General features: G+C 72.8%; 10 protein-coding genes. 5 read left to right on the forward strand and 5 right to left on the reverse strand.

The features are described 5' to 3' along the window. Positions 1–451: 451 nt before the first annotated feature. Together IEJ02_RS22455 and ptsP are read left to right on the forward strand one after the other, a co-directional pair. The gene (locus tag IEJ02_RS22455) at positions 452–898 is read left to right on the forward strand and encodes a PTS sugar transporter subunit IIA (protein WP_137976681.1); all 447 of its coding nucleotides are present in this window, start codon (positions 452–454) and stop codon (positions 896–898) included. Between the two features lie 105 nt (positions 899–1,003). Next, on the forward strand, positions 1,004–2,674 hold the full coding sequence (ptsP, locus tag IEJ02_RS22460) for a phosphoenolpyruvate--protein phosphotransferase (RefSeq protein ID WP_137976682.1): 1,671 nt from the start codon (positions 1,004–1,006) through the stop codon (positions 2,672–2,674). A 127-nt stretch (positions 2,675–2,801) separates the two neighbouring features. Here ptsP and IEJ02_RS22465 read toward each other — a convergent pair whose 3' ends face one another. Both IEJ02_RS22465 and IEJ02_RS22470 read right to left on the reverse strand, forming a co-directional pair. Next, complete coding sequence (locus IEJ02_RS22465) at positions 2,802–3,794, reverse strand: DUF8829 domain-containing protein (RefSeq protein WP_191066506.1); 993 nt, start codon at positions 3,792–3,794, stop codon at positions 2,802–2,804. 22 nt (positions 3,795–3,816) lie between these two features. Continuing rightward, positions 3,817–5,226 (reverse strand): MFS transporter, encoded by a 1,410-nt coding sequence (locus tag IEJ02_RS22470; protein WP_191066507.1) that lies wholly within the window; start codon positions 5,224–5,226, stop codon positions 3,817–3,819. Between the two features lie 48 nt (positions 5,227–5,274). Here IEJ02_RS22470 and IEJ02_RS49930 point away from each other — a divergent pair, with 48 nt between their 5' ends. Continuing rightward, on the forward strand, positions 5,275–6,762 hold the full coding sequence (locus tag IEJ02_RS49930; RefSeq protein WP_317985877.1) for an aminotransferase class I/II-fold pyridoxal phosphate-dependent enzyme: 1,488 nt from the start codon (positions 5,275–5,277) through the stop codon (positions 6,760–6,762). A 488-nt stretch (positions 6,763–7,250) separates the two neighbouring features. On the opposite strand, the gene IEJ02_RS22485 is transcribed toward IEJ02_RS49930, so the two are convergent. After that, positions 7,251–9,269: an acetoacetate--CoA ligase gene (locus IEJ02_RS22485; protein WP_191066508.1), complete on the reverse strand. Its 2,019-nt coding sequence runs from the start codon at positions 9,267–9,269 to the stop codon at positions 7,251–7,253. A 210-nt stretch (positions 9,270–9,479) separates the two neighbouring features. On the opposite strand from IEJ02_RS22485, the gene IEJ02_RS22495 reads away from it, so the two are divergent. Beyond that, positions 9,480–12,146: a TIM-barrel domain-containing protein gene (locus IEJ02_RS22495; RefSeq protein ID WP_223864257.1), complete on the forward strand. Its 2,667-nt coding sequence runs from the start codon at positions 9,480–9,482 to the stop codon at positions 12,144–12,146. A gap of 68 nt (positions 12,147–12,214) precedes the next feature. Next, positions 12,215–13,015: a M15 family metallopeptidase gene (locus tag IEJ02_RS22500; protein WP_191066509.1), complete on the forward strand. Its 801-nt coding sequence runs from the start codon at positions 12,215–12,217 to the stop codon at positions 13,013–13,015. Positions 13,016–13,030: 15 nt separating this feature from the next. Here IEJ02_RS22500 and IEJ02_RS22505 read toward each other — a convergent pair whose 3' ends face one another. Together IEJ02_RS22505 and IEJ02_RS22510 are read right to left on the reverse strand one after the other, a co-directional pair. Next, a complete protein-coding gene (locus tag IEJ02_RS22505; RefSeq protein WP_020873588.1) occupies positions 13,031–13,843 on the reverse strand; it encodes an ABC transporter permease in 813 nt (270 codons plus the stop codon). A gap of 65 nt (positions 13,844–13,908) precedes the next feature. Next, on the reverse strand, positions 13,909–14,754 hold the full coding sequence (locus tag IEJ02_RS22510; RefSeq protein WP_191066510.1) for an ABC transporter permease: 846 nt from the start codon (positions 14,752–14,754) through the stop codon (positions 13,909–13,911). Between the last annotated feature and the right edge of the window lies 1 nt (position 14,755).

A 14,755-nucleotide genomic window follows, 5' to 3' on the forward strand; every position in this document is an offset into this window, starting at 1 on the left:
ATGGACGGGGTATCAACATATCTGGCGTTGACTTTTGGCACGCTGTTGAGTTCTCAAGGAACGGACGCTTCCTTCGAAACCGTTTCACCGGTTTCTCCGGGCGCTTCCCTTCGGTGTTTCACACGCTATCAGACTATTTCCGGCTCTCCGTACCCGCGTCTCTCGCAAGGCATGCGAAAGCGGACCCGAGATTTGGATCAAGTAGCTGATGGCGCCGCCCTGAACCTGGATGTGCACGCAGATGTCCGCGGTGCTTCATCCGGTGGGCAGGGATACGACAGTACAGCGCCCCGCGCGGCCGTGGCAAATCGATTCCTGCCCCGGGCACCCCCTCCTGCCTGCGCCACGTGTGCGGAATCCGTAGTTCCTATGACTTACTCTTCTGGGCAGTGCGCTGTCCGGGACAGGTGGTGACGGCGCGTGATGAATCTTCACCCCCCGGGAGGCTCCCATGACCAGCGTGACCTCACCGGTCGCCGGCCGCGTGATCGGACTCGAAGCAGTGCCCGATCCGGTGTTCTCCGGCGCCATGGTCGGTCCGGGCACGGCGATCGACCCGGTGGTCGAGCCCTTCGTGGCCGTGGCCCCGGTCGACGGCATCGTCGTCTCCCTGCACCCTCACGCGTTCGTCGTCGTGGACGGCGAGGGGCACGGTGTGCTCACCCACCTCGGCATCGACACCGTGCAGCTGAACGGTGAGGGCTTCGAGGTCCTCATCAACAAGGGGGACACCGTCAAGCGCGGTGACGCGATCGTGCGCTGGGACCCGGCCACCGCCGTGGCCGCGGGCAAGTCGCCGATCTGTCCGATCGTGGCGCTCGAGGCCACGGCCGATGCCCTGTCCGACGTCAAGGCGGACGTCGATGTGAAGGCGGGCGACGCACTCTTCAACTGGTGAGCCGGGCGTGCGTCCGGCGGCCGATGGAGACCGGACCGGGCGGCGTACTGCTGGTACGACATCCACCATGGCGGGGTTCCGCCGTATCGACCGGGGACGGGTGACATGGAGACAACGCTGCGAGGCGTCGGCGTGAGCCACGGGGTGGCCATCGGCGAGGTGCGCCATATGGGGACGGCGGTCCTGGAGCCGCCGGCGAAGCAGATTCCGGCCGACGAGGCGCCGCGCGAGCAGGGTCGGGCGCGCCAGGCGGTGGAGGCCGTGGCGGCCGATCTGGTCGCGCGCGGCAATCTGGCGGGCGGCGAGGCCCAGGCCGTGCTCGAGGCGCAGGCCATGATGGCGCAGGACCCGGAGCTGATCGCCGATGTCGAGCGGCGGATCACCGTGGGCAGCACCGCCGAGCGCGCGGTGTACGACGCCTTCGCCGCCTACCGGGCGCTGCTGGCGGGGGCCGGTGACTATCTGGCGGGCCGGGTGGCCGACCTCGACGATGTGCGGAACCGGATCGTGGCGCGGCTGCTGGGTGTGCCGATGCCGGGTGTGCCGGACAGCGATGAGCCGTATGTGCTGATCGCGCGGGACCTCGCCCCCGCCGACACCGCGCTGCTCGACCCGACGCTGGTGCTGGGGTTCGTGACCGAGGAGGGCGGGCCGACGAGCCACAGCGCGATCCTCGCCCGTGCCCTGGGGGTGCCGGCCGTGGTCGCGCTGCCCGGTGCCGGGGATCTGGTCGAGGGAACCATGATCGCCGTCGACGGCAGCACGGGTGAGATCTTCGTGTCCCCGAGCGAGGAGAAGCGGGCCGAGCTGACGCGGGCCGCCGAGGAGCGCCGGGCCGCGCTGGCCGCCTCCTCCGGTCCGGGCGCGACGTCGGACGGGCACAAGGTGCCGCTGCTGGCGAACGTCGGTGGACCGGCCGATGTGCCGGCGGCGGTCGAGGCGGGCGCCGAGGGTGTGGGGCTGTTCCGCACCGAGTTCCTCTTCCTCGACGACAGCACTCAGGCGCCGTCCGAGGAGAAGCAGGTCGCGGCGTACCGGCAGGTGCTGGAGGCGTTCCCCGAGGGCCGGGTGGTGGTCCGGGTCCTGGACGCGGGCGCGGACAAGCCGCTGGACTTCCTCACCCCGGCCGATGAGCCCAACCCGGCGCTGGGCGTGCGCGGTCTGCGTACCCTGCTGGACCACCCCGAGGTGCTGCGGACGCAGCTCACGGCGCTGGCCAAGGCGTCGGAGGGGCTGCCGGTCTATCTCGAGGTGATGGCCCCGATGGTGGCCGACCGGCTGGACGCCAAGGCGTTCGCCGACGCGTGCCGCGAGGCGGGGCTGCGGGCCAAGTTCGGCGCGATGGTGGAGATTCCGTCCGCCGCGCTGCGGGCGCGCTCGATCCTCCAGGAGGTCGAGTTCCTGTCGCTGGGCACCAACGACCTGGCGCAGTACACCTTCGCGGCCGACCGTCAGGTCGGTGCGGTCTCCCGGCTCCAGGACCCGTGGCAGCCCGCGCTGCTCGACCTGGTGGCGGCGTCGGCGGAAGCCGCGCAGGCCGAGGGCAAGAGCTGCGGTGTCTGCGGTGAGGCCGCCTCCGATCCGCTGCTGGCGTGTGTGCTGGCCGGTCTGGGTGTCACCAGCCTCTCCATGGGTGCGGCCTCCATTCCGTATGTGCGCGCGACGCTGGCCAAGCACACGCTGGCGCAGTGCGAGCGGGCCGCCTCCGCGGCGCGCGCGGCGGACACCGCGGAGGATGCCCGCCGGGCGGCGCAGGCGGTGCTGTCCGGCGAATGAGCCGGTGAGCTGCGAGATGCGAGCCGTGAGGTATGAGCCGTGAGCTTTGAGCTTTGAGCTGTGAAATGTGGGTTGTGAGCTTGGGGTATCGCTGAAGGCGTCCCGCCGGGCGGCGGGACGCCTTCGGTCATTCCGGGCGGCTGAGCGGAATGCCCGCCCGGTATTCGACGCCGTGCTCCGGAGGGATGGGTTCACCGGTCTCGGCGTCGGTGCAGTACGCGGTGAACACCTCCGCCTCGCTCAGCGGGCGCAGCCAGCCGTCCTGCAGCGCCCAGCCGCGGACCGTCTCCGGGGAGTCCGCCACGATGGTGCGCAGCACCAGGCCGCCGGGGCTGCGCAGGGCGAAACCGCAGGCCAGGACGGTGCGGAAGACCAGCCCCGAGGGCTCGGCCAGCTGTGGCGGGCCCGCTTCCCGCGCGTCGGCGTGGAGCACGGCGACCAGCGAGGTGCCGTCCGCCGGGACGCTGCAGACCAGATGGTGGATGCCTGCCCCGGCCGCCTCGACGACCGCGCGTAGCGCGGCCCCGGCGCGGTCGAACGCGGCGCGTGCGGTGGTGTCGTCGCGGCACTCCCCGTCGTGGCCGGCGCGGGAGAGCAGAGCCGTGGCGTACTCCCAGGTGGCCTGCTCCTCGGCCACACCGATGAGCCGTGGCACCAGACGGGCGATCGGCTGGCCCTCGTAGGTGACGGTGCCGCCCGCGGCGGCCAGCTCCGCCGTATAGCGCGTGCGGCTCGCGGCGGTGTCCGGGTCGAGCCGGGTGTCCGCGCAGAACTCCTCGTAGGCGACGGGGTCGAAGAGGGCGACGGTGGTGTGGACGCCCTTGGCGGCGAGCGCCTTCAGCAGCCCCTCCATCTCTCGTAGATACGCTCCGTGGTCGTCGAAGGCGAACGACGCGTAGTGCCGCATGGCGGCGAAGTCCCGCTCGTCGGCGAGCAGGGCCACGGTGCTGGGCACCTCTCTGCGGAGGGCGCGCCGGGTGGTCTGCCTCCGCGTACTCCTCGTACGCTGCCGCGTCGTCGGCTTCTGTGGCTTCGGCTTCTGCGTCTTGGGCCTCTGCGTCTTCGGCTTCCTGTGCTCGTCCGGGCGGTTTCGGTGGCTCCTGCGGCCGGTGTGCGCCATGACTCCCCCTCAGCGCGGATGTTCAGTGCTCACTCACCGTAACCGGGGCCACTGACAACGCTCCGTCACCGCGGTCCCGTACCAGGTGGCGCTGGGCGCCGCACATCGCGGCGAGCCCGGCGCCGAGGCCGAGCCAGCCGAGGGGGCCCGCCGCGATCGCCGCCGTCACCGCGAGCGGTCCCGCGCTGCGTTGGACGGCCTGGGCCAGGCCGTGCACGCCGAGGTAGGCGCCCTGTGCGACGGGCGGGGCGAGGGCGACGGATAGTTCCCAGGAGATCGTGGCGTGCAGCATCTCCGCGACGGTGAAGGCCGTGGCGGCCAGCACCAGCGTGACGGCCGCGAACCAGGGCGCGCCGACGGTCGAGACGGCCAGCGCGGCCCCGCCGACGAGGAAGGCGGCGGCCAGCGGCCACAGCGAGGTGCGCGCGGTGTGCGGGGTGGCGCCGAAGCGGGCGAATGGGACCTGGAAGAGCACCACGAGCACGTTGTTGAGGACGAGCAGCAGGGGGGCGAGTTGATGCGGTGTGCTGGTGGCCGTCACGGCCCACAGCGGCAGGCCGACCTTGAAGACGGAGTCGTCGAGGAAGAGGACGGCCTCGCTGGCGGTGTAGGCGAGATAGCGGCGGTCGCGCCAGGGGTTGGGGGTGGTGGTCTTCTCGGGTGCGGACGCGGGGGCGGATTCCCCGCTGGCGGGTTCGCCGGGTTCTCCGCGTTCGCCGGGTTCACCGGGTTCACCGGGTTCACCGGGTTCACCGGGTTCACCGGGTTCACCGGGTTCACCGGGGGCCGATTCCTCGGGCGCGCGCGCCGACTCGGCCGCGATGCGGGAGGCCGAGGGCGGTTCGGCGCAGCCGAGCGTGAACAGCGCGGAGGCGACGAAGGAGAGCGCGTCGCCGATGAGCAGCCAGCGGTAGACGGTGACCGTGCCGCCGGTGAGTGCCGCGGCCGCCACGAGGCCGCCGACGGCCCAGCCGACGTTCATGGCGGTGCGGCTGATGGCCTGGTAGCGGACGCGCTCGGGGCCCGCGACCCGGGTCGCGTACAGCTTGGTCAGGACGGAGGCAGCGCGGTCGCCGAGGCTGCCCACCGAGGCGATGGCGAGCAGGAGCCGGAGGTCGGGGGTGGTGAGGAGGGCGAATGAGGCGGCGGCGCGCACCAGTTGGACGCTGATCAGGAGTGGGCGCAGTCTGACGCGGTCGGCGAGGAGGCCGCCGAGGGGTGGGCCCGCGATGCCGATCGCTCCGGATACGGCCAGCAGCACGCCGATCTCGGCGGTGCTGAGCCCGGCGGCGAAGGTGAAGTAGAGCGTCGCGGTCGCGCCCCACAGGCCCGAACCGATCCGGTCGACGAAGGTGACGATCAGCATGCGTCGGCCGTCCCGGCCGCCGGGGATGCGGTCGCTGAGCGCGGTGCGGCGCGTTGGCTTGCCCACCCTGGTCCCCCTTGACATTCTCTTTTGTGTTGATACAAAGTGTCTTCTGTGGCGACACAATATGAGATCACCGGTGCGTCGGCCAAGGGGATTGCCGCGTCCGTCGAACGGGGCGTGGTGGAGGGGGCGTTGGCGCCCGGCACCGCGCTGCCTCCGGTGCGCCGGCTGGCGGAGCGGCTGGGCGTGAGCCCCGGGACCGTCGCGACCGCCTACAAGGAGCTGCGGCGGCGCGGGATCGTGGTGACGCAGGGGCGGGGCGGCACGGTGGTCGCCCCGACGCCCGCGGTCGCCTCGCGCCGCCCGCCGCCGGTGCCGGAGGGGGTGCGCGATCTGGCGGGCGGTCATCCCGACCCGGCCTTCCTGCCCGCTGTGCTGCCGACCGCGCGGCTGTCCCCCGGAGTGCGGTCGCACCGCGCCCAGCCCCGGCTGGCCGGTCTGGAGGAGCTGACCCGCGCCTGGTACGAGCGCGACGGCGTGCCGGCCGAGCACCTGACCTTCGCCCATGGCGCGCTGGACTGCGTGGCCCGGCTGCTGTCCGTCGAGCTCAGGCCGGGTGACGCGGTGGCGATGGAGGACCCCGGCTACCACCATCTGCTGGACCTCGTCCCGGCGCTGGGGCTGCGGAGCGTGCCGGTGGCCGTGGACGACGAGGGGATCCGGCCGGACGCGCTGCGGGCTGCGCTGCGGGCGGGGGCGCGTGCGCTGATCTGCAGCCCGCGCGGGCAGAACCCTTACGGCGGCTGGTTTTCGGCGGGGCGGCGGGATGCGCTGCTGGGGGTTTTGGGTGAGGCGGGGGGTGAGGTGCTGGTGATCGAGGACGATCATGCGGCGGATGTTGCGGGGGTGCCGTTGTACAGCCTTACGGGGGGTGGGTCGGGTGGTGCGGGTGATATGGGTCGTGCTGGTGGTGTGGCTGGTGTGGGTCCTGCTGGTGGTGCGGGTGGTGTGGGTCGTGCTGGTGGTGCGGGTGGTGTGGGTCGTGCTGGTGGTGCGGCTGGTGTGGGTCCTGCTGGTGGTGCGGGTGGCGTTGCGGACGGTCCGGCGCGGTGGGCGCAGGTGCGTACCGTCTCCAAGCACCTGGGGACCGACCTGCGGTGGGGCGCGCTCGCCTGCGACCGTACGACGCTGGCGCGCCATGACGGCCGGATGCTGCTGACCTCGGGCTGGGTCAGCCATGTGCTGCAGGAGACGGTCGCCCGGCTGATGACCGACCCGGAGACCCAGGCCCTGGTGGCCGCGGCCCGGTCCGCCTACGCCCGGCGGCGTGAGGCCCTGCTGGCCGCGCTGTCGGCCCGCGGGATCGCCGCGCACGGGGCGAGCGGGATGAACGTGTGGGTGCCGGTGCGGGACGAGGCAGCGGTGGTCAACGGGCTGCGGACACGGGGGTGGTGGGTGGCGGCCGGTGCGAGGTTTCGGCTGGCTGCCGGGGCGGGGGTGCGGGTGACGACGGCGGGGTTGGGGGAGGCGGATGCGGAGGTGTTGGCGGGGGATTTGGCGGGGGTGTTGGGGGAGGCGCAGGCGACGTATGGGGGGTAGGCGGGGTTCTTTCCCCACCCCGCCCCTTCCCGAACCGGGGCGCGGCCCCGGCCCCCGCCGGGGCTCCGCCCCAGCCCCCGTTTCGGGGGCTCCGCCCCCGGACCCCCGCCGGGGCTCCGCCCCTGGACCCCGCTCCCCAAACTCCCCCAGCCACCGCTGGGAGGTGCCCCCTGGAAGGGCTGGAGGGAGGCTCACGCTCCACAAACCCCGGCAGGGCCGGAGGGTGGCGCTCCGCCCCTAGGCCCCTCAAGCCCCGGAAGGGCGGCTCACCCCGGGGTTCCTCAAACACCGGAGAGAGCGGCTCGCCCCAGGACCCCTCAAACACCGGAGAAGACGGCTCACCCCAAGACCCCTCAAGGCCCACAGGGGGGGCGGCTCACCCCAAGACTCCTCAAGCCCCACAGGGGACGGCTCACTCCAGGACCCCCTCAAGCCCCACAGAGAACGGCTCACCCCAAGACCCCTCAAGCCCCACAGAGGCCGAAACCCTAAGCCCCCGCCCCGCCCCTCTCCCGGGCCAAGCGCTCGTAGTAGCGCAGCAGTTCCACGTCGTCCACCGAGCCCGGGTTGACCGCCTTGTCCAGGGACGTGCCCTGGAGGAGGCGCTTGACCGGGACCTCGATGCGTTTGCCGGTGAGGGTGTGGGGGACGCCGGGGACCTGGATGACTTCGTCGGGGACGTGGCGGGGGGAGAGTTGGGTGCGGATGGTGGTTTTGATGCGGGTCAGGAGTTCTTCGTTCAGGGTGGCGCCCGGGGTCAGGTGGACGAAGAGGGGCATCCAGTAGCCGCCGTCGGGTTGTTCGACGCCGATGACGAGGGATTCGCGGATCTCGGGGAGGCGTTCGACCGCCTCGTAGATGTCGGCGGAGCCCATCCGGACGCCCTGGCGGTTGAGGGTGGAGTCGGAGCGGCCGTGGATGATCACGGTGCCGCGGGAGGTCAGGGTGATCCAGTCGCCGTGGCGCCAGGCGCCGGGGAACATCTCGAAGTAGCTGTCGCGGTAGCGGCTGCCGTCGGGGTCGTTCCAGAAGCGGACCGGCATCGACGGCATCGGGCTGGCCACGATCAGCTCGCCGACCTCGTTGACCACCGGTTCGCCCTGTGGGTCCCACGCCTGGAGGTCGGTGCCGAGGCCGGGGGCCTGGAGCTCGCCGATGTAGACGGGGAGGGTGGGCACGGCGCCCGCGAAGCAGCTGCACACGTCGGTGCCGCCGCTGACGGAGGCGATCCACATGTCCTCGGCCACCTCGTCGTGGATCCACCGGAAGCCGTCGGGCGGCAGCGGGGAGCCGGTGGTGGCGACGCATTTCACGGCGGAGAGGTCGAAGTCGCGGCCGGGGTGGACGTCGGCCTTGCGGCACGCCATGACGTACGCGGCGGAGGTGCCGTAGAGCGTGGTGCCGGTGCGCTCGGCGACACGCCACTGGGCGGCGGTGTCCGGGTGGCCGGGGCTGCCGTCGTAGAGGACGACGGTGGCGCCCACCAGCAGCCCGGACACCAGGAAGTTCCACATCATCCAGCCGGTGGAGGTGTACCAGAAGAAGCGGTCGTCGGGGCCGAGGTCGCAGTGGAGGCCGAGCTGCTTGAGGTGTTCGAGCAGGATGCCGCCCTGGGACTGGACGATCGCCTTGGGCAGACCGGTGGTGCCGGAGGAGTAGAGCACCCACAGGGGGTGGTCGAAGGGGAGCTGTTCGAAGACCGGCTCCGCCGGTTCGCGGACGATGTCGTCCCACACCAGCGTCCCCTCGGGGGCGGGGGTGCCCAGCAGCGGGATGTGGACCACGGCGCGCAGGCTGGGCAGCTCGGCGCGCAGCTCGGTCACGGTCGCGGTGCGGTCGTGGGTCTTGCCGCCGTAGCGGTAGCCGTCGACGGTGAAGAGCACCACGGGTTCGACCTGCTGGAAGCGGTCCAGGACGCTGCGGGCGCCGAAGTCTGGGGCGCAGGAGGTCCATACGGCGCCGACGGCGGCGGCGGCCAGGAGGGCCACGGTGGCCTGGGGGATGTTCGGGACATAGCCGCTGACCCGGTCGCCCGGGCGGACGCCGAGGCGGCGCAGTTCGGCGGCGACCGCGCCGACCTGGCCGCGCAGCTCGGCCCAGCTGACCGGGCGCGGGTCGTGGACCTCGTCGACGTGGAGCAGCGCGGGGTCGTCGGCGCGGGCGGGGTCCTCGGCGGCGCGCAGGGCGTGCTCGGCGTAGTTGAGGGTGGCGCCGGGGAACCAGCGGGCGCCGGGCATGGTGGCATCGGCGAGCACCCGCTCGTACGGGGTGGCGAAGCGTACCTCGAACCATTCGGCGACCGCCCGCCAGAAGGTCTCCAGCTCCGCCACCGACCAGCGGTGCAGCGCGGCGTAGCACGCGGCCGGGTCGTCCGAGGCGGGCGCGGGCGCGCCGTGACGCTCGGCCGCCCAGGCGTGGAAGGCGGTCAGCCGGGACCGGGCGATCCGGTCCGCGCCGGGCTGCCACAGGGGGTGCGGCCGGTGGTCGGAGTGGGCTGCGGTGGTCATGGGTGTCGGCTCCCGGGCTGTCCGCGTCGGATGTGTCCATGGGGTGGCACATCCGCCTCGTATGCATCCGGTCAGGACGATGCCATGTGATCGACTCCCGCACCAGGGGCGCCACTCCAGATCACAGGCCGGGATCATGTGTGGGGACCCCAGGTGAACTGGAGTTGAACCATGTCCCTGCCGGGCGTCGGCAATGGCAGGCTGATCAGTATGGATGCGCGTGACCTGGTGCGGTCGGAGAAGCTGGTGCGGTCGGTGAGGGTGCTCTGCACCGCGCAGGGACTGCGGTCACTGCGCTCGGCGTGGCGGCGTCGGCGTTCCGACGCGGCCGGGCTGCCCCGCCGGGGCACCGAGCTGGCCCGGGTGCCGGGTCAGGTGCGGGGGGCCGATCCGGAGCCGGGGGGCGGGGTGGTGCGGTTCGCGCGGTCCTCGCTGCGGGTGCGGGTGACCACCGGTGGCGCGGTGTTCTGCGGCTGGGACGGGGCCGAGCCGGAGCCGTCGTACGCGCTGGACGGGCCCTGCCCGGAGGCGGACGAGCGGGCGGAGCTGGAGCCGGACACCGATGGCGGCTGGCGGGTGGTGTCGGAGCGGGTCACGGTGATGGTGGGGCGAACCGGCACGGTGGAGGTGCGCACCCCGGGCGGGGTGGTGCTGCGGCGGGATCTGCCACCGCGGTGGTGGGAACCGGCCGGAGCGCGGGGGCCCGCGGAGTCGGAGGCGGGGTCAGGGCTCGGCGGACCGGGGTCCGCGGAGGCGGGGCTGGAGGCGGGGTCCGCCGAGGCGGGGCAGGGGGCGGGGTCCGCCGAGCCGGGGCTGGGTGCGGGAGCCGCCGAGCCGGGGCAGAGGACGGGAGCCGCCGAGCCGGGGGCGGGGGCGAGGCTCTCGGAGCCGGGGCAGGAGCCGGGGCCCGCGGAGCCCGGACCCGCGGAGCCAGAGTTCGGGCCGGGGCTGGGCGGGGACGATGCCCGCTGGCTCCAGCTGTCCGAAGTGGCCGCGGACGCACGCTTCTTCGGGCTCGGCGGACGGGCCTCGGGACCCCGGCTGCGGGACGGGGTGTACCGGCTGTGGAACACCGATCCGGGCGGCAGCTTCGAGCCGGGGGACGATCCGCTGTATCTGACCATGCCGGTGCAACTGGTGGTGGCCGACGCGGGCACCCATCTGGTGTTCCACGACAACTCCTGGGACGGCACGGTCACCCTGCGGGAGGGCGAGGAGGGCGCGGGCTCCGGCCATGACCGGCCCGGCCGCTGCCGGACGCGGATGGAGGGCGGCCCGCTGCGCTACTGGGTGATCGTGGGCACCACCCCGGCGCGGGTGCTGCACGGCTGGACGGCGCTGACCGGCGCCCCGGCGGTACCGCCGCGGTGGGCGCTCGGCCATCACCACGCGCGCTGGGGGTTCCGCGACGCGGAGGAGGTCCGTCGGGTGGTGGCGGGCTACCGGGAGCGGGGTCTGCCGCTGTCCGCGCTGCACCTGGACATCGACCACTTCATCGGCCACCGGGTGTTCACGGTGGACGGCGCGCGCTTCCCCGATCTGCCGGGGCTCGCCGCCGAGCTGCTCGAGGACGGGGTGCGGCTGGTGTCGATCGTCGACCCCGCGGTGAAGGCGGAGCCGGGCAACGCGGTGTACGAGAGCGGGGCGGCGGACGACGTCTTCGTGCGCGACGCCCGGGGGCGTGAGGTGCGCGGAGTGGTGTGGGCGGGCGAGTCGGTGTACCCCGACTTCACCGATCCTCGGGTGCGCAAGTGGTGGGGCGGGCTCTACGCGGAGCGGCTGGCGCAGGGCTTCTCCGGGGTGTGGCACGACATGAACGAGCCGGTGTCGTTCGCCGCCTTCGGGGAGACCACGCTGCCGCGTTCGGCCCGGCACGCGCTGGAGGGCCGGGGCGGCGACCACCGCGAGGCGCACAACGTCTACGGGCTGGCGATGGCGCGGGCGGGCTACGAGGGGCTGTGCGAGCTGCGCCCCGACGAGCGGCCGTTCCTCTTCTCGCGCTCGGGGTGGGCGGGGCTCCAGCGGTACGGAGGCAGCTGGTCCGGCGACGTGGCCACGGGCTGGGCGGGGCTGCGGGCGTCGCTGTCGCTGGTGATCGGGCTGGGTCTGTCCGGGGTGCCGTATTCGGGGCCCGACATCGGTGGCTTCACCGGATTTCCCTCGCCGGAGCTGTATCTGCGGTGGTTCCAGCTGGGCGCGTATCTGCCGCTGTTCCGCACCCACTCGGCGATCTCGGCGGGGCGGCGGGAACCGTGGGAGTTCGGCTCGCGGGTGCTGGAGCACGCGGCGGCGGCACTGCGGACGCGGCAGCGGCTCCTGCCGTACTTCACCACGTTGGCGCAGTTGGCGGCGCGCACCGGCGCCCCGTATGTGCGGCCCGTGTGGTGGCGGACGCCCAAGGACCGGGCGCTGCGCGACTGCGAGGACGCCTTTCTGCTGGGGGACGCGCTGCTGGTGGCGCCGGTGCTGGAGGAGGGCGCCCGCCGGCGTCCGGTCCGGCTGCCGCGCGGCCGCTGGTACGACACGGTGACCGGCCGGGCCTACCACGGCCCCGGTCAGGTGGTGCTGGACGCGCCCCTGTCGGGCATTCCGGTCCTGGCCCGGGCCGGTTCGGTGGTGCCCGTGGCGGCGCCGGACGGCGGGGTGGAGCTGGAGGTGTGGACCCCGTGCCAGGGCCGCAAGGGCGCGGGCACGGGCACGCTGGCCGTGGACACGGGCGACGGCTGGGAGAAGCCGGAGCTGCTGCGCTTCACCACCCGGCTGCGGGACGGCGAGGTGACGATCGAGCGCGAGGGCGGCGGCGAGGTGGGATACCCGGTACGGGTGCGGGGCGAGGCCCCGCCCTCCGAAGACCGCCGCGGCTCCCGAACGAGCTGACCGCGACGCGGCCTGCCCAGTGCGCCGCGGGCTTGTTTTCGCTTCTCGTAGTGGGATAAGTGATGGGCATGCCAAGACTCGCCGTCGCGCTGCGCGCGCTCGCTCTGCCCGTTGCCGCTCTGCTGGCCGTCGCGCCGTACACCCCGGCGCAGGCGAAGGCGGAGCCGAAGGCTCCGAAGGAGTTCGTGGCTCTCCGGGACGTCGATCCGACGATTCGGCAGGAGATCCGCTACTTCACGCCGCACAACTTCACCGGCGATCCGGTGGACGGCTACCGCCGACCGATGTGCATCCTGACCCGTCCGGCCGCCGAGGCGCTGCACCGGGCGCAGCGTCAGCTGCTGCGGCGCGGCTACACCTTGAAGGTGTACGACTGCTATCGGCCGCAGCGCGCGGTGAACGACTTCGTGGAGTGGGCCAAGGATCTGGACGATCAGCGGATGAAGGGCGAGTTCTATCCGGAGGTCGACAAGACGCGGCTGTTCGAGGACGGCTATATCGCCGAGAAGTCGGGGCACAGCCGGGGCAGCACCGTGGACCTGACGATCGCGCGGCTGCCCGCGCTGCCCACGCGCCCGTATGTGCCGGGCGAGAAGCTGGTGCCGTGCTACGCGGCCAAGAAGGACCGCTTCCCGGACAACTCGGTGGACATGGGCACCGGGTACGACTGCTTCGACACGCTCTCGCACACCCTCGATCCGCGGATCAAGGGTGTGCAGCGGGCCAACCGGCTGCTGCTCAAGGGCATATTGGAGAAGCTCGGGTTCGTCAACCTGGCCGAGGAGTGGTGGCACTACACCTTCAAGCCGGAGCTCTTCCCGGACACCTACTTCGACTTTCCCGTCGCGCGCCGCTCGCTGAGCGGCTGAGCGGCTGAGCGGGCCTCACAGCCGTCCCCCCGCGGTGTCCGAGGACAGCCGCTGGGCGATGTACACGGGCACCACGGACACCAGGATGAGCAGCGCGGCGACGACGTTGACGACGGGGGCCTGGTGGGGGCGGGCCAGGTTCTCGTAGATCCAGATGGGCAGGGTGCGGGTGCCGGGCCCGGCGGTGAAGGTCGTGACGACGATCTCGTCGAAGGAGAGCGCGAAGGCCAGCAGTCCGCCCGCGAAGAGCGCCGAGCGCATGGCGGGGAAGGTGACGTACCGGAAGGTCTGCCAGGAGCGCGCCCCGAGGTCGGCGGACGCCTCGGCCAGGGAGGGCGCGATACGGCGCAGCCGGGCGCCGATGTTGTTGAAGACGATGACGACGCAGAACGTGGCGTGCCCGACGACCACCGTGAACAGGCCGAAGCCGATGCCGATCGGGTCGAGGACGGTGCGGAAGGCGGCGTTGAGGGCGATGCCGCTGACGATGCCGGGCAGCGCGATCGGCAGGACGAGCAGGAAGGACACGGTCCGCCGCCCGAAGAAGCGGTGCCGGTGGACGGCGTACGCGGCGAGGGTGCCCAGGACCAGGGCGATCGCGGTGGCGGCGAGCCCGGCCTTGAGCGAGGTGAGCAGGGCCTCGCGGGCGCCGTCGCTGTGCAGGGCGGCCCGCCACCAGCGGCCGGTGAGGCCGCTGGGCGGCCAGCCGAAGGAGCGGTCGGCGTTGAAGGAGTTCAGCAGCACCAGCAGCAGCGGGACATAGACGATCGCGAGGCCGGCCGCGGTGACACAGCCGAGGACCACTCGGGCGGTGCGCGAGAGGCGCATGGGCCCACCTCCTGGGGCGACTGGGACGACTAGGGCGACTGGAGCGGCTAGAGCGACTGGGGTGACTAGAGCGAGTCGAGGGCGCCCGCACGGCGTACGGCGGCCAGGTAGCAGACGATGAGGACCACGGGTACGGCGGAGAGCGCGGCGGCCATCGGCAGGTCCAGGGTGACCTGTGAGGCGATGACATTGCCCAGCAGCTGGGTCTTGCCGCCGACGATCTGCACGGTGAGGTAGTCGCCCAGGCTGAGCGAGAAGGTGAAGACGGACCCGGCGAGCACGGCGGGGCGTACGGCGGGCAGGACGACGGAGCGCAGGGTGCGCCACGCGCCGGCGCCGAGGTCGGCCGAGGCTTCCAGCATCCGCTCGGGGAGCCGTTCGAGGGCCGCGTACACCGGCAGGATCATGTACGGCAGCCAGAGGTAGGCGAGCACGACGACGACGGCGGTGGTGCCGTAGCCGGGCCCGTGCAGCCCGAACGGGGCGAGGGCGGCGCCCACGACGCCGTCCTCGCCCAGCATGACCCGCCAGGCGTACGCCTTGACCAGATAGCCGGCCCACAGCGGGGTGAGCACGGCGACCAGCAGCGGCCGCCGCCACCGCCGGCCCGCGACCCGCGCCATGCAGAACGCCATGGGCAGGGCGAGGAGCGCGTCGATGACGGTGACGGCGACCGCGATGGACAGGGTGCGCAGGGCGATGGTGCGGTAGACGGGGGTGGTCAGCAGTTCGTGGAAGTTGTCGGTGTTCCAGGTGTGGACGACGTCGGAGGTGAAGGAGTCGGTGGCCCAGAAGGCCGACAGCAGCAGGATGGCGAGCGAGCCCAGATAGGCCAGGGTCAGCCAGAGCAGGGGCGGGGCGAGGAGCGCGGTGAGGCGCAGCCGCGAGCCTGAGGTGGGCGCGGCGGGCATC

Source organism: Streptomyces sp. 5-10 (genome assembly GCF_014712245.1).
GTDB classification, from domain to species: domain Bacteria; phylum Actinomycetota; class Actinomycetes; order Streptomycetales; family Streptomycetaceae; genus Streptomyces; species Streptomyces violaceusniger.